The following is a 16,763-nucleotide window of genomic DNA, read 5'->3' as shown; positions in this document are numbered from 1 at the left end:
GATTTCGATGTATTTCTTGCGGATTCAGGGGTTTCTCAACGGGATCGCCCAGAAAGCAAAAGGCTGGGGGCAAGAGGTTGTTTCGGGATAACAAAACGCTATTGTCGCGCCCCGGTCGGGGCGCGGCGTGGCGCCTGACCGGTCGCCATGTCCGTGGCGAACCCATTCCGCGGCCCCGCTCGTTCAGGACCGCACCAGACCAGGTTTTCCAGGACTTTTATGCCAAGCAAGGTTCGCATTGCGCTTGACGCCATGGGGGGCGACGGCGGCGCCGCCGTGGTCATTCCGGGCGCGGCCATCTCGCTTGGCAGGCATCGCGACACGGAATTCCTGCTGGTCGGCGACCGCGCCAGGATCGAGCCCGAGCTCGATCGGCACCCCCAGCTCAAGGCCGCCTCGAAGATCATCCACACCGACGTGGCCGTCAGCGGGTCGGATAAGCCGAGCCAGGCGCTGCGGCGCGGCCGCAAGACGTCCTCGATGTGGCTTGCCATCGACGCGGTGAAGAAGGGAGAGGCGGATGTCGCGGTCTCCGCCGGCAATACCGGCGCGCTGATGGCGATGTCGCGCTTCCACCTGCGCACGCTGAAGGGGATCGATCGCCCGGCGATTACGGGGATCTGGCCGACCAGGCGCGGCGAGTCCGCCGTGCTCGACCTCGGCGCCACCATCGGTGGCGACGCGCACCATCTGGTGGCGCTCGCACTGATGGGCGCCGCGATGGCGAGCGTGCTGTTCGACAAGAAGCGGCCCACGGTCGGGCTGCTCAATATCGGAACCGAGGAGATCAAAGGGCACGAGGAAATCCGCGAGGCCGGGGAAATCCTGCGGGCCAGGAACCTGCCGGAGCTCGACTATATCGGTTTCGTCGAGGGTGACGGCATCGGCAAGGGGCTGGCCGATGTCATCGTCACCGAAGGTTTCAGCGGCAACATCGCTCTCAAGGCCGCCGAGGGAACCGCCCGGCAGATGGCCGAATTACTCCGCGACGAGATGAAGCGGAGCTGGCTGTCCAAGCTCGGCTATCTCTTTGCCCGCAGCGCCTTCCAGGCCCTGCGCGACAAGATGGATCCGAACAAGTCCAATGGCGGCGTGTTCCTGGGTCTGAACGGACTGGTTGTCAAAAGCCACGGCGGAACCAGCGCCGAAGGCTTTGCCTATGCGATCGATGTTGGCTATGAGATGGCTCACTACGATCTCCTGAACAAGATCAATCAGATGCTCAACCGCGAGGGTGGTGCACTCAATTCGGTGCAGGCCGCGCAGGAGGCTGTTTCGTGACTCAAATTCGTTCGGTCGTGCTCGGCTGCGGCTCCTATCTGCCGGAGCAGGTGGTGACCAACGCCCAATTGGCGGCGCGCATCGACACCTCCGACGAGTGGATCGTGCAGCGCACCGGCATTCGCGAGCGGCGCATCGCGGCCGAGGGCGAGTTCACCTCGCATCTGGCGATCAAGGCGGCGCAGGCCGCACTCAGCGATGCCGGCATGGATGCGCAGTCGATCGACCTCATCGTGCTGGCGACCTCGACGCCGGACAACACCTTTCCCGCCACCGCCGTCGCCGTGCAGAACGCGCTCGGCATCAACCACGGCGCGGCCTTCGACCTCCAGGCGGTCTGCTCGGGCTTCGTGTTCGCGCTCGCCACCGCCGACAATTTCCTGCGCACCGGCGCCTTCAAGCGCGCGCTGGTGATCGGCGCCGAGACCTTCTCGCGCATCCTCGACTGGAACGACCGCGGCACCTGCGTGCTGTTCGGCGACGGTGCCGGCGCGGTGGTGCTGGAGGCGCAGGAGCAGCCCGGCAATGCCGCCACCGACCGCGGCGTCGTGACCACGCATCTGCGCTCCGACGGCCGCCACAAGGCAAAGCTGTTCGTCGACGGCGGCCCGTCCTCGACCCAGACCGTCGGCCATCTGCGCATGGAGGGCCGCGAGGTCTTCAAGCATGCGGTCGGCATGATCACCGACGTCATCGTCGATGCCTTCCAGGCGACCGGGCTCAATGCCGACAGCATCGACTGGTTCGTGCCGCACCAGGCCAACAAGCGAATCATCGACGCCTCCGCCCACAAGCTCCATATCGCGCCGGAGAAGGTGGTGCTGACCGTGGACCGTCACGGCAACACCTCGGCCGCCTCGATTCCGCTGGCGCTGTCGGTGGCGCGCAAGGACGGCCGCATCAAGAAGGGCGACATGGTGCTGCTGGAAGCGATGGGCGGCGGCTTCACCTGGGGCTCCGCGCTGGTGCGCTGGTAGAGCCACACTCGGTAAAATTTTGCCGGAATCAGTCGCGATTATCGATGCGCCTGCATTGATGAGCGCTGTTGACCGCTGTATCGTAAGCTCATAATTTCAGACAACAATTGTTCGCCGTGATGTGGGGCAGGGCGATGACCGATCAAAGTAAAACCGTAACGCGAGTCGACCTGTGCGAAGCCGTCTACCAGAAGGTGGGCCTGTCGCGCACGGAATCGTCCGCCTTCGTGGAACTCGTGCTGAAGGAGATTACCGACTGCCTGGAGAAGGGCGAGACGGTGAAATTGTCCTCGTTCGGGTCGTTCATGGTGCGCAAGAAGGGTCAGCGCATCGGCCGTAACCCGAAGACCGGCACCGAGGTGCCGATCTCGCCGCGCCGGGTCATGGTGTTCAAGCCGTCGGCGATCCTGAAGCAGCGGATCAACGCCCAGCACCGTACCAACGGCGACGGCAGCAAGGCACAACCCGAGGCGTAACCGCCTTTCGGAAAGGACTGGCATTTGGACAAGGCGCCGGATGCGTTCCGAACCATCAGCGAAGTAGCGCAGGAGCTCGACATCCCGCAGCACGTGCTGCGGTTCTGGGAGACCCGGTTCTCCCAGATCAAGCCGATGAAGCGCAGCGGCGGCCGCCGCTATTACCGCCCCGACGACGTCGACCTGCTCAAGGGCATCCGCCGGCTGCTCTACGGTGAGGGCTACACCATCCGCGGGGTGCAGCGGATCCTGAAAGAGCACGGCGTCAAATCGGTGCAGGGCCTCGCCGACAGCGCCGCCGCGGTCTCGTTCGGCGCGATCGAGGACGCCATCGGCGCCAGCCTGATGGAGCCCGAGGACGAGGAGGCGCCGATCAAGGGCGTCACCGACACCGACGATGACGATTACCAGGGCGACGAAGAGGAAGGCATCGACTTTCGCTTCACCGAGGTCGACGACGAGGAAATCCTCACCACCTTCCGCAAGGGCGTCACCCCCGCCACGCCCGCCGGCCCCAGCGCGCTGGACCGGGAACGGCTGGGCCGGGCGCTCGCCGACCTCGTCGCAGCCAAGGAGATGCTGGATCAGGCGCTGAAGGACGGGTAGGGACGGTATTCGGACCGCCTGCGGCCAGTTCCGAACCTGTGGGGCAGGACGGCAAAATGCTGCGGCCTCGCCTTGCGCATCGCGCCGATCCTAGCTAATGGAACGACGTTCGGAGCGTGGCGCAGCCCGGTTAGCGCACTAGTCTGGGAGACTAGGGGTCGGAGGTTCAAATCCTCTCGCTCCGACCATTTCTTTCAAAGCATCTGTCCGGTGGATTGACCGCCGGCTTCGGGCCCGCTTCCGACAGTTGCGCTTCGCGACGATTACGCCGGCAGAAACCTGAGGACCTAATTGCGCGAGCGCGGATTGCCCAAGGGGGCGACCGCGAACTTCTCCTGCACGGAAAACAGATAGCTCGCAAGCTGCTTGTGCCGCATCTCTGTCACCGAGGCGAGCACTGCTGCGAGTACATTGGCCAGGACGACGGTGCATCCGAAAACGATCCATCCCCCGTCCTTCCAGAGCAGGAACGCTGGATACATGATCGTGTGGTGGAGCAGGTACAGCGTGAAGGAGTATCCGGCAAAGAACCGAACCGTCTGCACGATGGCGGCCGAGCTGGAAGGTTTTGTTGCCTGCGTCGCACCAACGATCCCGTACAAGAACAGAACGAGGAGAGGATAGGTTCTTGGCTGATACTCGGCATAAGGCCGCATAATCATGAAGTAGGCCGCGGCAGATGCCACGGCGATCGCCAGCGAGACCTTGCGAGGCGGGAGCCAACCGCGGCGCGCGAGAAAGTAGACGTAGGCGCCTCCGAGCCACAACAGAAACAAAGATTGGCCGAGCCCATCGTTCTGAAGCGCGCCAAAAATGTAGTGGATGGGGATTTGCCCAAAGAACAGGGCGACAGGGATGAGCAGGAGCGCTGCTTGAGGCCGCGCGCCCAAGAAGAAGAGTGCTGCGACAAAGAGATAGATGTGCCACTCGATGACGAGCGTCCACAGCTGACTGCCTGATCCGAATGTTGACGCCCGCAAGAAACTGAAATGCTCGAGCGGACCGCGGTACGTCTCGATCATGAAGATGTTGGCGACGAACGCCTTAAAATTGTAGCTGGCAGCGAGAGTCGCATCTCCGATCAAATGCAGTGTCAACGCGTCGATCGCGGCGATGGCGAGTAAGCAGGGTACCAGCCCTGAATAAATACGGGCCAAGCGGTCGATGAAAAAATGAGAAAATCCGTACTGCGCGTCTCTGGAAGATCTCTCGACCAAAGTATAGCTGATCAAAAATCCGGACAGCACGAAAAAGAGCAGCACGCCGACGTTTTGCGGGAGAGGCAACGCGCCGCCGCGTAGCTGCGGCATGAAGAAAGAGATTCCGTGTCCGATGCAGACCGCCTGCGCCGCGAGCGCGCGGAGCGCGTCCAGCGCCATCGAAGTTCCGTTCTTGGCGGGATTGAGATTGAACATGGAGGTCTGCTTCTGGAGGTCCGGACACTACGCGACAACCTCCAATCGATCAACCAGCGCGCCCGCTCAATGAAGGGTTCCTCTCGCACTACAAATTCCCCACAACGGAGACTCAGTCCTCTCGCTCCGACCATTTGTCCAAATCATTTCTGGGGCGGATTGACCGGGCGTAGGGCGCGCGCCGGCGGGGCCGCGTGCGCGACGATCGGCGGCGGGTGGCTGCTTCGGTGGTCGGCAGTGCGCGGCAGCCCGGTTGCTTTCGGGATTTCTGCGACGTTGAAATTCTTGAGCGTCTGGCCGATCGCCTTGCAGATTGTGTGAGGTTCAGCTGAAGCGAAATGACTTGTTCAGCTCAGCGGCAATCTCCGAAGTGGGGACTTGTCGGTAAGTCTTGGTCATATGAGCTCCCAATGCAGAAGGCCGGCTCAAAGAGCCGGCCTTTATTCGTCTCGATTGGAGCTAATCAGTACCTGGCGACGAGCGGGCCGCCGAAGCGGTAGTTCAACCGGACCAGACCAATGTCGACATCCTGACCAATCCGGTCGCTTCCGAAGAAGACGCCTGCCGGCGTGGTGAAGTTAATCGTGCGGTGGCCGAGGAAGATGTGGTCGTACTCGACGCCCACGGACCAGTTCGGCGCAAAACCGAACTCCAGGCCTACGCCGACGGCGGCACCCCAGCGCGTTTCGCTGGCTGACGCCAGAAGCGCGCCAGCGCCCGGCGTACCGGCAGCGGCATAGATGTCGTACTTGTCGCCGACCACTGCGCCACCGCCCTTCACATAAAACAGGACGTTGTTCCAGGCGTAGCCGACGTGACCGGTGAGCAGTCCGAAGGAATCGATGCGAGAACGGTTGCGATCGCCAGTAATCAGCCCTGAGCCAGGGAAGACCAAGCTTACGTTGTCGCCACTGAAGTCGGCCCAGTTACCCTGGCCCTCCAGGCCAAAGACCCAACTGGTCGACTGCCAGCGATAGCCCACCTGGCCACCGACCGTGCCGCCCGTCGCATTGTGGCAACCCTCACCCACGAGAGTGCCCGTCACCGGCGTCACGAAATCCCAGCACTTGTGGGCCGAGCCGCCGCCGCCGTTGATGCCGACGTAGAAGCCGCTCCAGTCGTAGATGGTAGCGACCGCAGGGGCCGGAGCCTTGGTGTAGGGTCGCGCGGCAAGATCCGCCGCGCTGGCGGGAGCCGCCAGAGCGAGAGCCAATGTTCCGGCCGCAGCCGCCATTACCTTTTTCATGTGAGTTTCTCCCCAGACTAACGAGTTCAATGAATCGACGTGTTCGCCCACCTGCCAGATCGAATGCTACGCCTGTGTTCAGGATTTGCTGTAGCGGGCTTGCAACACTTCCTGGCAAAGACACCGGCGGATTCCCAATCTATGTCAATGGGTTGGGAACCCTATGCACGATACGATGCATATGCAACGCAAGCGTTGGGCATTGACGCCCTCTACCTCAAATACCCCACCACCAACCGCATCGTCTCCTCCACCAGCGTCGCCACTGTTTTCTTCGACAGCATCTCGGCCCCATGCAGCACGGTGTTATGCGCCACCGCCTCGATCGCGCTGACGCAGATGAAGGTCGCGACGTCGAGGTCGACCTTGCGCATCTCCTTGCGGCGGCTTTCGAGATCGGTGCGCACCAGCGTGTGGACCTCGCGGTTGAAGGCCTCGACGTCTTTGAGCTGGCCGGTGCGGGGGATCTGCTCGGCGAGCACCCGGTGCAGATTCGAGTCGATGCGGTGGGCCTCGATCGCGAAGGTGACGGCCGGCGCGGTTGTCAAAGTCCTGTTAGCGGCGGCTGCTGCGTATCCGTCCCGCGAGCGACCTGCGCCGCCCTTCCGGCGCCGCGCAGTACAAGATGCTCGAGGGGACCGGTGACTTCAGGCGCCCTCTTTCCATCTACCGGACTCTCATGTGAAGATTTCTCCACTCGCTTTGACCAGGATCTGTAGTAGGCAACCGCCGTCATGATCGCGATTCCTGCGGCTCCGACGAGCAGTTGAGCGAGGATGCCGTTCCCTGCAAACTGCAGGATGAAGTACCCGATGAAGGCCAGGAGAATGCCCACACAAAACACTTCGAGGGACTGCTGGCCGCACTTCACCAAGGGTTGCCAGATGGTGGCTCGTAGCCCGCGCGCATCGATCGGTATGAACCGGGCACCAAGGATAATCAGCACCATCAAATGAAGATAGCGGTAGGGCGCCAGATTGGTCTTGTCGTTGGGATTGAAAAACTCGAACAAGGCAGGCGCAAACAAGGCCCGGAGCTGAGGTTGGTGAGCAGCTAACGTCATGAGCGCCGCAAAAATCAAATAGGCAATCGCAACAACCAGCACGAACCTGGACCGCAGCAGGAAATGCAGCCGCCCCGCACCCGTCAACGCGAGCCATGCGCCCGTGACAAACAGAAGCTGCCACGCCAGCGGATTGAAGTACCAGCTTCCCGACGGATAGGAAGGCAGGTTCCAATGGAATTGCCGCGCAGCCAGATACAACAGCACCGACCCGATCATGAGGGCGTCAGGAAATCTCAACATCAACCAGAGGATCGGAGCAAACAGGCCCATTAAGACGACGTAGAGCGGCAGCACGTCCAAATTCAGAGGCTTGTATCTCAGCAAAAGCCCCTGCGTCATCATCTCGATCGGCGCGTTCGTGACCGGTCCGGCGTTGAACAGATCGACCAGATCAGGCGCGTTGAACCTATCCGACAGGAAATGGATAGAAGCCAGGTAGATCATGAATAGCAGGATATGCGCGGTGTATATTTGCCACACGCGCCTGAATAGCCTGCTGGTTCCGAACACAAAGCCTCGCTCCATCTTTCGCGTATAAACGAGCGCTGAGGTGTAGCCGGAGATGAACACGAACAGGTCGGCCCCGTCGCTAAATCCATAATTTCGGAACGAACACCACACCAGCACCGTGCCGGGTACATGGCCGAGAAACATCGCCCAGTTGGCGAGGCCGCGAAACAGGTCGAGACGCAAATCACGTTGCGGTGGTGGCAGCGCAAGCGCGAGCTTCATTCTGCTTTCCATCGTGTAACGATTCACGATCGATGTCCGCGACCCAGCACTCCGCCGAGATCGCTCACGCTAGATGGCAGGCAATACAACAATGTTGGCGCGCTGAGGCCAGCGGGGTATTGACCTGAGTCAAGCGGCCCGCGGAGAGCCCCGCTATGCATGGTAATTTAGTCCGAGCAAAGCGCGCGCGCTGTGTCATCGGGCCTGGCGAGGTGGGCGTTTCCTCGATCCGTCGTGTTCGGATCAGTAGTTCTACGGGCCTAGGCGTGGCCCTTGATCTCGTAATGACCCGGCACGCATTTGAAGCGCTCGAGGCGCCAGTTGGCGTGATAGATCGGATGCTCGCCCATCCATTTCGCCAGGGGGGCCTGTGCGCCGATCGCGCACTGCATCATCGAAATCTCGGGCGTCATGTTGCTGTCGGTCACGATTTCTTCGACGCAACTGCCTGAGCTGGCTGCGCTAAGCCGGCAGAGCACGGCTACGACGGTCACGAACATTCCTGTCACCTCATCGGTCGTTTTGGACCACGTAGAGGATGCAAGCGGAGTGCCAGAGCCTGTGACACGCAAACAACACGCTGGCCTGGCCGACTCGACCCAGCGTCCGGAGTCCATTTGGCGATTCGGATTGTAAAAAATTTGCCCATAAACCGAAGCCGGACAAATACGGGAACCGGGCACTTATGCCTGACTGTGGCGCCGGCGACGCGGCCGCTCCCTCGCAACGGCCCGGCTATGTCACGTGCCTTCCTGGCGACGACCGCGCGCAAAGCGCCTCGTCCTTCGAGACGACCGCTTTCTGCGGTCGCCTCAGGATGAGGCTGAGGCATCGGTGCTTGTTTGAAACTAGCGCAGCGGACTCTGCCCTCATCCTGAGGGCTCGCCAACGGCGGGCGTCTCGAAGGATGGGCTGCGGGCGAGGTTGCGCCAGCAATAGTTTTGATCGCACCGGAGCGGCCGATAGTTCGCGCGCCGAAATAATTGATGCCGGAGGTTGCATTGCCGATCCGCTTTCATTTGCCGGTGCGGCGCTGCTACATTTTGTGCGCGCCGGCGGGCGGCGCTGTAACGAAGAAACATACCGACAAGGGAGGGGCCGAAAGTCCCATGAAGGATTTTGCAGGAAAGATCGCGGTCATCACCGGCGGCGGCACGGGAATGGGGCGTGAGCTCGCGCGGCAGCTCGTCGCCGAGGGCTGCAACGTCGCGATGTGCGACGTCTCGGAAGCGGCGATGGCCGAGACCAAGCGGCTGTGCGAGACCGAGAAGCTGCCGCAGGGCCTGCGCGTCACGACCCATGTCGCCGACGTTGCGATCGAGGATCATCTGAAGCGTTTTCGCGACGAGCTCGGCGAGCAGCACAAGACCGACCGAATCCATCTGCTGTTCAACAATGCCGGCATCGGCGGCGGCGGCAGCCTGTTCACCAACACGCGCGAGCAGTGGGAGCGCACCTTCAACATCTGCTGGGGCGGGGTCTATCTCGGCGTGCGCACCTTCCTGCCGATGCTGGTGGCGGCGGACGAGGCCCACATCGTCAACACCGCGAGCGTCAACGGCTTCTGGGCCTCGATCGGCATGAACCAGGCGCACACCGCCTACAGCTCGGCGAAGTTCGCGGTGAAGGGATTCACCGAAGCGCTGATCAACGACCTGCGCCTGCACGCGCCGCACGTCAAATGCTCGGTGGTGATGCCCGGCCATATCGGCACCTCGATCGTCTCCAATTCGCGCAAGATGCAGAGCGCCGACGGGTCGGAGCGGCTGAGCGAGGACGAGGTCGCGCTGACCCGCAAGCGCATGGTCGCGGCCGGCGTGCCGGATGCCGACAGGATGTCGGACGAGGACATCCAGGCGGCGTTCGCCGAGCGCGCCCGCAGCTTCCTGGAGGATGCGCCGACGACGGCGGCCGAGGCCGCCAAGATCATTCTCGACGGCGTCAAGGCGGAGCGCTGGCGCATCCTCGTCGGCGAGGACGCCAAGCGATTGGACGAGCGTGTGCGCGCAACGCCCGAGCAGGCTTATGACCGCGCCTTCTACGAAAGTTTTACGCAGGAGGTCGGCTGGCGGCTCGGCTGAGGCTGCCCGGGGGCGAATGCGCGCCGGTTGAGGTATGATAGCCATCATGTCAAGAGGTGCGCGGGAGATTTCGTGTGCCACCTCCTGCCAGTCCCCGGCCGCCTATGCCGGATTGGAATGTCATGCATGCGTCATGGATCGTCGTTCAAGCGATGTTGATCTTGAACGCCTGTAATGCCGCGCGCGGCGCCTTGGTCGGGGAACAAAAATAGTTTAGTCAGTCAGGGGTAACGCGATGAAAGAGCGCAGCTCCCGATGATGCCCGCATGCCTCTCCGACGACTGGACCCTTTGCCCGGAGCGAGAGGATATCTCCGCCGAGTTCACGCGGCTGCTGACCGCGGCCCAGGAGGGCGGCGCCACCATCGCCGAATGCCTGATGATCGCGCGGCAGCTGAAGCGGGGCGACGACAGCTCCTGGCATCGCGAGTGGAAGAAGCTGGCGCAAGCCAACCGGCAGCGCGCCGAGGCTGCCTTCGCGGAAGGCCACATGGCCAGCGCACAGCGCAACTGGCTGCGGGCCATGAACTATTATGGCGCGGCGGCGATGCCGCTGGAGCAGGGTGACGAGCGCCGCTGGGTCGCGGTGCTTGCGATGCAGGAATGCGCGCGCCGCTACCTTTCGGCGCGCAGCCCGGCGGGCGAGGTCGTGACCATTCCCTGGCTCGAGGGACACGCGCTGCAGGGCTACTTCGTCCCTGCGCCGTCCGGCAACGTGCGAGCGCCGACCGTGATCTGCATCGGCGAGCCCGGCCACCGCAAGGAAGAATTCCTGTTCAAGCTCGTGCCGCACGCGCGCGAGCGCGGATTCTCGCTGCTGGCGCTGGATCTGTTCGGCGAGCAGCGCGACGAATACATCGAGGCGCTGTTACGGCGCCGCGATCTCGAAGGCGCGATTCCCTGCGTCATGGACTATCTGGAGGGGCGCAGCGACATCGATTTCGCGCGCGTCGGCATCATTGCCGATGGCTGGGGCTCATCCTTCGTGGCGCGCGCGGTGTTGCAGGAGCCGCGGCTTGCCGCCGCGGTTTGCGACGGCGGCCTGTGGGACCTGCACGAGCGGGCCTTCTTTGCCAGCCGATTCGCGCTGAGCGACGTCAGCATCGTGCCGGTGCCGCATGCGCCTCTGATGGCCTCCAGCGCCGACTGCCCGGTGCTGATCACGCTCGGCGAGGACGGCTGGCTCAAGGCCGACCGGGCGCGTCAGATCGTCCAAAGCTCCCGGCTCGACAGCTCGGATGTGATGTTGAAGGTGTTCACGGCGGCCGAGACCGGAGCGGCGCAGTCCCATGCGGACAATCCGAGCCTTGCCAACGAATACATCTTCGACTGGCTCGAATCGCGGCTCGGCGCCGTCGCCCGGCGAATCTGAGCGCCGCCTTGAGGTGCTAGAAGTCGAGCGAGATCCGGACGCAGGCCTTCTCGAGGCGATTCTTCAGCGTCGCGAGCTTGGCGGTGAATTCGGTCAGTTCGTCCTCGTCGAACTCCTGGAAGACGAATTCGCGAATCGTCTTGTACTGCTCGTTGAGGCTCGCGATGTGCTTCTGCGTCTTCTCGGCCAGCGACAACCGCACCACGCGGGCGTCGGTCGGCGAGGGGCGACGGCGCAACAGGCCCTTCTTCTCGAGCAGCTTGGACTGGGTGGTGACGAAGGACGGATCGACGTGGAGAAGCTTGGAGACGACGTTGATCGGGATGCCGTCGTCCTTGTCGAGGTCGGAGATGGCCATCAGGATCAGCCATTGCGGGCCGCTGATGCCGAGCGTTTTCGCCCAGAACTGACGTAATTCCTCCAGATACATGTTGATCGACGAGATCTCCCAGGTGAAGCGCCTGATGATATCCAGATTGCCGGTCGAGCGCAGACGCGCTCCTTCTTTCCTCGTCGCGGACACAGCGTCACTCCCGTGAACCGTTGTTCAGGCCGGTGTTCATGGAAGGCCATAGTCCACGCAAGCCTGCTCTGACGCAAGTGCAGGGCAGGGTAATTGTGTCACGAAAACTACAAATATGATCAACTCAGCAGATCGGTTGGGACCCCGGGGTGTTGCGCGCGGGGCACAGGTTTAGCGAAACCACAAAGCTTAGTAGATAAAGTATTTTGTGTAGTTGAATGGCGCAGATATGTTGCTCGTGGCGGTGGGGGGTACTCGATCGTCCCGTTGCAGGTGGTTCGCTCACGTCCCTCGCGTCGAAAGCGAGTGTGTCCGAAGCGCAAAGTGGCCGAGCGGATTTGGAGAGACGGGGATCTGGGGGGCCTCACGGTCCAGTCTCCGTAAAATGAGCAACTTGGAGGTTTTGAATGAAAATGGTGAAGAGCCTATTGCTCGGCACTGCGGCGGGACTGATCGCCGTCGGTGGAGCTCAGGCGGCTGATCTCCCCGTGAAGGCCAAGGCGGTCGAATACGTGCGGATCTGCTCGCTGTACGGCGCAGGTTTCTACTACATCCCGGGCACTGACACCTGCATCAAGCTGGGTGGTTACGTCCGCGCCGACATGCTTCTCGGCGGCGGCGGCGACTACGGTTTCAGGAACAGCACGACCACCGTGAACGGTGGCTCGAACAACCGTCTGACGAACTACTACTACAGCCGCGCTCGTCTGGACTTCAATATCGATACCCGCACGGCGACCGAGTACGGCGTTGTTCGTACCTATGCTGACGCGGTATTCTCCTATGATTCGTCGAACGTCACTGGCAGCAATCCGTCGGCCTTCTCGACCGGCAACCCGGGGCTCGGCCTCTACCATGCGTTCATCCAGTTCGCTGGCTTCACCTTCGGCCGCACCGTCTCGATCTTCGACGCTCCGTGGCAGAGCTATCCGGCGGGCGGTCCCGATACCATTCCGGGCGGCTCCAACCACGTGAACGGCGTGAACCAGGTTGCCTACACGGCTGACTTCGGCCAAGGCATCACTGCTTCGTTCGCGCTGCAAGACGAGACCTCGGCGAACAATGGTCAGTCGAACCTCTGGAACGTGTCGTCGGGCACGGCCGCCCAGTTCGTGACGGGCGTCTATGGTGCCAACGCCTGGGGCGGCACGCGTTCGCCCGATATCATCGGTCAGGTTCGTGTCGACCAGGCCTGGGGTCTGGCCCAGATCTCGGTCGCGGCGCATGACATCCATGCCGGCTACTACGGCGCGACGGAAGTCAGCGGTCACCCGTCCGACAAGTGGGGCTGGGCTGTGCAGGGTGCCTTGTCGATCAAGAACATCCCGACCGGCGCAGGCGACGTCATCAACCTGCAGGCCGTCTATACGGACGGTGCAACCCGTTACAATTTCCAGAGCCTGTTCCCGCAGAGCTTCTTCATGTTCAGCGGTAGCGGCAACGGGGCGTATCAGAGCACTGGCTTCGCCGGCGTTGCCGACGGCGTCTTCGGCACCGGGACCGGCATCGATACCGTCAAGACCTGGGGCGTCCGTGGTGGCTACACCCACAACTGGAGCCCGAATTGGGCGAGCGCAGTGTACGGTGGTTATGCCCAGCTGAGGTACGGCGATGCGGGCAAGGCAATGATCTGCACCAATTTCGCAGCGATTGCCGTTGCCGGTGCCACCTGTAATCCGGACTTCAACTTCGCGGTCGTCGGTGCCAATACCGTGTGGACTCCGGTCAAGGGCCTTGCGTTCACTGCGGATGTGAGCTGGTCGCGTCTGGACCAGAAGTACTCCGGCAACATCGTGAGCCCGGGCATTGCCAGCGCAGCCAAGCCGGCGGCCGTGTACGAGCTGAAGGATCAGAACTCCGTCAGCATGCTGCTCCGCGCTCAGCGCAACTTCTGATCATCGATCGCGCAAATCGATGGAGAGCCCCGGCGGGAAACCGCCGGGGCTTTTTCACAGGTGTGGTCTTCGGAAAATCGAACGGCCGTTGCGGAACACGAAGGCGAGCCATGCGATTCGATCGCGGCAAATTTATTTACTTACTTGAGCTACTAAGCTATATAGCACTCAGCCAGATACGAAAGTTGCGGCTCTTAGCTTCATGCTAAGCCTCCAGAAACCTCCGGCGATGCCCCGCCGGAGGTTTTTTGTCGTCGAGATGCGCGCGACGTCAGCCGCGTATCGCGCGGGCGCGCGTGGGCGGCCGGTAGGCGAGGCGGCTGTGGCCGGCGCAATAGGGCTGCCCGTCCGGCGCCGTGTTGCCGCAGAAGCAGAAATCGTCTGCGCCCGGCGTCGAGATCGGCCAGCGGCAGCGATTCTCGGCGAGCTCCAGCAGCGAGCAGCGATTCGCCTCGTCGATCGGACCCGTCACCACGGGGGCGTCGGTGTCGCCATAGATCGTGGCGAGCATCTCGTATTGCAGCCGCGGCACGGCCTTCGCCCGCGCTGCGCCTCTGTCCTGAACCTTGCGCTCGTCACCGGTGCGGCCACGCGTCAGGTTGAGGCGGGATAGCTTGCCGATCACGGCGTTGCGGCTGACGCCGATATCGGCGGCGATCTCGCGGCAGGAGAGGCCGGCCTCGAAGTGCCGCTTCAGAAGCTCGATGCGTTCGTTGGTCCAGGTGGGTGAGAGAACAGGCATTTGTAAACGGTCCCAGGTTGCAGATGTCGGCCATCCGCCTCGAGATCCGTTCGCCTCACGTACCGAGTGCGCTCACGTCCTGCCATTGTCGCGGATCGACAGAAGACCGTCCTTGATGGCGAGACGGATGCCTTCCTCGATCAGGGTGCGTGCGACGCCGGGAACGCTGGTGCCGTGGGTGCCCTGTCTCACCAGCTTCTCCAGGTAGGTGATGGTCGAGAGCGCCAGGGTTACGGGAATGCGGTCAGTCTCGGCTTTTTCGGTGGCCATGGCCCGAACGCTAGCCTCTTACTCGGGTACATAAAAGTAACGATTAAGACTCTATTTAGGTTCAGGGGTGGAAGTCAAATGCATGCTGCGCTTGACGCTCAGCGTGTTGGAATCGCACAGGAAATTAGACGCGACTCGGCGCGCCGCACGGCAGGCCGGGCGGCGGCGGGGGCGTCAGCAGGTCGGGAGGAGCGGCCGAGCTCAGCCGTGCACGATGGCCTTTTCGATCATGCAATGGATGCCTTTCGACCCGTTGACGGTCTGGGTCACCCTGAGATCGGCGGCCAGGCTGCACAGTGTGTAGGCATCCTCGCGCGACAGGTTTCGCGTCTCGCCGAGCAGCGCGATCATGTCGCGCAGCGCGCGCACCACGCATTGGTCGAGGTCGGGGTCCATCGCCATGGTCATGTAGTGGGTCGCCGTCTCGGCGCGGGGATAGTCGAACCTGAGATCCTTGCGCAGCGTCAGGCGGAAGCGGCCCTGCAGCGCGGTCTCGATCGCGGTGACGCAGACCTCGCCGTCGCCCTGCACGCCGTGGCCGTCGCCGCAGGAGAACATCGCGCCCGGCACGAACACCGGCAGATAGAGCGTCGCGCCGGCGCCGAGCTCCTTGTTGTCGAGATTGCCGCCCGTGGCGCGCGGGATCAGCGAGGAGATCCGTCCCCAGGCCGGCGGCGGCGATACGCCCATCACGCCGAAGAACGGCTTGAGCGGCAGGTCGAGGCCCCACGGCATGCGGCCGGTCATCCTGGTACGGTCGAGCGGGATGTTCAGGATACGGGTCTCGTGGAAATCGTCGGGCAGGGTGCCGGCCAGCGGCTTGATCATGTTCCAGCCCCAATCCTGCCGAAGCTGAACGTCGAGGATCTCGACCGCGAGCACGTCGCCGGGCTCGGCGCCCTCGACCGCGATCGGACCGGTGAGAATGTGGCCGGGCAGCATGCGCTCGTTGCTGGCATGAACCTCGAACATTTCGGGGGGAATGTGAAACTTGTCGCGGTCAGGCAGCATGTCCGGTCCGCCGCTGATGGTGTCGACCGTCACCTCATCGCCGCTCGCGACGGTGAGGACGGGCTTCAGCGCGGCTTCGAAAAAGCCCCAATGGCAGGTCTTGGGGCTGGAATGCAGGTGGTGATGGGTCATTTGCCGCGTCCGGTCGCTTTCATCAGGCCGGGCTTGACCCGGCGATCGATCCTCTTTCAAGAAGCTTTCTGAAGATCGCCGGGCAGGTCAAGCCCCGCGCAGACCAGCAAGCTCATTCCCGCGAGGCGCCCCTGTTCTTCGTTCTGTCCAAGACAATCGGCACCGCGCTGCTGCCGATCAACCTTCTGGTCGAGCTCGGCATCGTCTCGCTGGTGCTGATGGCGACGCGCTTTGCCGCGCTCGGCCGCAGGCTGGCCGCGACCACGCTCGTGCTGCTGGCGCTGGCGGCGTTCTCGCCGCTCGGCAATCTCCTGATCTATCCGCTGGAATCGCGCTTTCCGGTGTGGGATGCCTCGCGCGGGGCGCCCGACGGCATCATCGTGCTCGGCGGCTCGGTCGACACCGACCTGTCGGCGGCGCATCGCACGCCGGTCGTCGCGCACGCCGCCGATCGTCTGTTCGCGCCGGCCGAGCTCGCGCAGCGCTATCCGAACGCGCGTATCGTCTTCACCGGAGGCTCAGCGAACCTGCTCTCGACCGAGGCGAAGGAGGCCGACTACTCCGCGCCGATCCTGGAGAAACTCGGCATACCGAAGCAGCGCCTGATCCTCGAACGTGACTCCCGTAACACCTGGGAGAATGCGATCTTCACCAAGAAATTGGTGTCGCCAAAGCCGGGCGAGCGCTGGCTTCTGGTGACGTCGGCCTTCCACATGCCGCGCTCGATCGGAATCTTCCGCAAGGCCGGATTTGAGGTCGAGGCCTATCCGGTCGACTGGCGGATGGGCGGACGTGACGATCTGTTCTCCTTCACCAACATGGCCGCGGACGGGCTGCGACGGACCGAAGTGGCCGTCCGCGAGTGGATCGGCCTCGTGGCGTACCGCCTGATGGGCAGGACCGACGAGTTGCTTCCGGGACCTGCGAAGGACTAGAACG

General features: G+C 62.9%; 17 protein-coding genes and 1 tRNA gene. 9 read left to right on the top strand and 9 right to left on the bottom strand.

Annotated features, from left to right (window positions below):
* The first annotated feature begins 219 nt into the window (after positions 1-219).
* The 5 genes from plsX (at position 220) to AC066S_RS28315 (ending at position 3,528) form a co-directional block, all read left to right on the top strand.
* Positions 220-1,281, top strand: coding sequence for a phosphate acyltransferase PlsX (gene plsX / locus AC066S_RS28335; protein WP_135165422.1), 1,062 nt, complete (start codon positions 220-222; stop codon positions 1,279-1,281).
* Complete coding sequence (locus tag AC066S_RS28330; RefSeq protein ID WP_126258505.1) at positions 1,278-2,258, top strand: beta-ketoacyl-ACP synthase III; 981 nt, start codon at positions 1,278-1,280, stop codon at positions 2,256-2,258. The genes plsX and AC066S_RS28330 overlap by 4 nt, the downstream gene beginning before the upstream one ends.
* A 134-nt stretch (positions 2,259-2,392) precedes the next feature.
* The gene (locus tag AC066S_RS28325) at positions 2,393-2,734 is read left to right on the top strand and encodes an integration host factor subunit alpha (protein WP_205680496.1); all 342 of its coding nucleotides are present in this window, start codon (positions 2,393-2,395) and stop codon (positions 2,732-2,734) included.
* A 24-nt stretch (positions 2,735-2,758) separates the two neighbouring features.
* Positions 2,759-3,340, top strand: a complete 582-nt coding sequence (locus AC066S_RS28320) for a MerR family transcriptional regulator (protein WP_478271165.1) — start codon at positions 2,759-2,761, stop codon at positions 3,338-3,340.
* A gap of 110 nt (positions 3,341-3,450) precedes the next feature.
* A tRNA-Pro gene (locus AC066S_RS28315) sits at positions 3,451-3,528 on the top strand.
* A 99-nt stretch (positions 3,529-3,627) separates the two neighbouring features.
* On the opposite strand, the gene AC066S_RS28310 is transcribed toward AC066S_RS28315, so the two are convergent.
* The 5 genes from AC066S_RS28310 to AC066S_RS28290 form a co-directional block, all read right to left on the bottom strand.
* Positions 3,628-4,755: an acyltransferase family protein gene (locus AC066S_RS28310; RefSeq protein WP_478271164.1), complete on the bottom strand. Its 1,128-nt coding sequence runs from the start codon at positions 4,753-4,755 to the stop codon at positions 3,628-3,630.
* A gap of 463 nt (positions 4,756-5,218) precedes the next feature.
* Positions 5,219-6,001, bottom strand: coding sequence for an outer membrane protein (locus AC066S_RS28305; protein WP_478271163.1), 783 nt, complete (start codon positions 5,999-6,001; stop codon positions 5,219-5,221).
* Between the two features lie 212 nt (positions 6,002-6,213).
* Positions 6,214-6,549 (bottom strand): hypothetical protein, encoded by a 336-nt coding sequence (locus tag AC066S_RS28300; RefSeq protein WP_478271162.1) that lies wholly within the window; start codon positions 6,547-6,549, stop codon positions 6,214-6,216.
* Entirely contained in the window at positions 6,546-7,799 is a 1,254-nt protein-coding gene (locus tag AC066S_RS28295) for an OpgC domain-containing protein (RefSeq protein WP_478271161.1), read from the bottom strand. Before AC066S_RS28295 ends, AC066S_RS28300 begins: the two co-directional genes overlap by 4 nt.
* A gap of 260 nt (positions 7,800-8,059) precedes the next feature.
* On the bottom strand, positions 8,060-8,299 hold the full coding sequence (locus AC066S_RS28290; RefSeq protein WP_126258496.1) for a hypothetical protein: 240 nt from the start codon (positions 8,297-8,299) through the stop codon (positions 8,060-8,062).
* 609 nt (positions 8,300-8,908) lie between these two features.
* Here AC066S_RS28290 and AC066S_RS28285 point away from each other — a divergent pair.
* Together AC066S_RS28285 and AC066S_RS28280 are read left to right on the top strand one after the other, a co-directional pair.
* A complete protein-coding gene (locus AC066S_RS28285) occupies positions 8,909-9,880 on the top strand; it encodes an SDR family NAD(P)-dependent oxidoreductase (RefSeq protein WP_478271160.1) in 972 nt (323 codons plus the stop codon).
* Positions 9,881-10,135: 255 nt separating this feature from the next.
* On the top strand, positions 10,136-11,251 hold the full coding sequence (locus AC066S_RS28280) for an alpha/beta hydrolase family protein (protein WP_478271159.1): 1,116 nt from the start codon (positions 10,136-10,138) through the stop codon (positions 11,249-11,251).
* A gap of 16 nt (positions 11,252-11,267) precedes the next feature.
* On the opposite strand, the gene AC066S_RS28275 is transcribed toward AC066S_RS28280, so the two are convergent.
* Positions 11,268-11,774 (bottom strand): MarR family winged helix-turn-helix transcriptional regulator, encoded by a 507-nt coding sequence (locus AC066S_RS28275; protein WP_126258493.1) that lies wholly within the window; start codon positions 11,772-11,774, stop codon positions 11,268-11,270.
* 407 nt (positions 11,775-12,181) lie between these two features.
* Here AC066S_RS28275 and AC066S_RS28270 point away from each other — a divergent pair, with 407 nt between their 5' ends.
* The gene (locus AC066S_RS28270) at positions 12,182-13,669 is read left to right on the top strand and encodes a porin (protein ID WP_126258492.1); all 1,488 of its coding nucleotides are present in this window, start codon (positions 12,182-12,184) and stop codon (positions 13,667-13,669) included.
* Positions 13,670-13,940: 271 nt separating this feature from the next.
* Here the strand turns inward: AC066S_RS28270 and AC066S_RS28265 are convergent, their stop codons facing one another.
* The 3 genes from AC066S_RS28265 to AC066S_RS28255 form a co-directional block, all read right to left on the bottom strand.
* A complete protein-coding gene (locus AC066S_RS28265; RefSeq protein ID WP_135169452.1) occupies positions 13,941-14,411 on the bottom strand; it encodes a GcrA family cell cycle regulator in 471 nt (156 codons plus the stop codon).
* Between the two features lie 72 nt (positions 14,412-14,483).
* The gene (locus AC066S_RS28260; RefSeq protein ID WP_007603456.1) at positions 14,484-14,681 is read right to left on the bottom strand and encodes a hypothetical protein; all 198 of its coding nucleotides are present in this window, start codon (positions 14,679-14,681) and stop codon (positions 14,484-14,486) included.
* Between the two features lie 201 nt (positions 14,682-14,882).
* Complete coding sequence (locus AC066S_RS28255) at positions 14,883-15,824, bottom strand: acetamidase/formamidase family protein (RefSeq protein WP_478271158.1); 942 nt, start codon at positions 15,822-15,824, stop codon at positions 14,883-14,885.
* A gap of 167 nt (positions 15,825-15,991) precedes the next feature.
* Between AC066S_RS28255 and AC066S_RS28250 the strand changes: the two genes are divergently transcribed.
* A complete protein-coding gene (locus tag AC066S_RS28250) occupies positions 15,992-16,759 on the top strand; it encodes a YdcF family protein (RefSeq protein ID WP_164718737.1) in 768 nt (255 codons plus the stop codon).
* Positions 16,760-16,763 lie beyond the last annotated feature (4 nt).

The sequence above is a fragment of the Bradyrhizobium sp. CFUWI genome (genome assembly GCF_056429085.1).
Note: the sequence above shows the minus strand (reverse complement) of the source record. Positions and strands in the feature narration are given on the sequence as shown.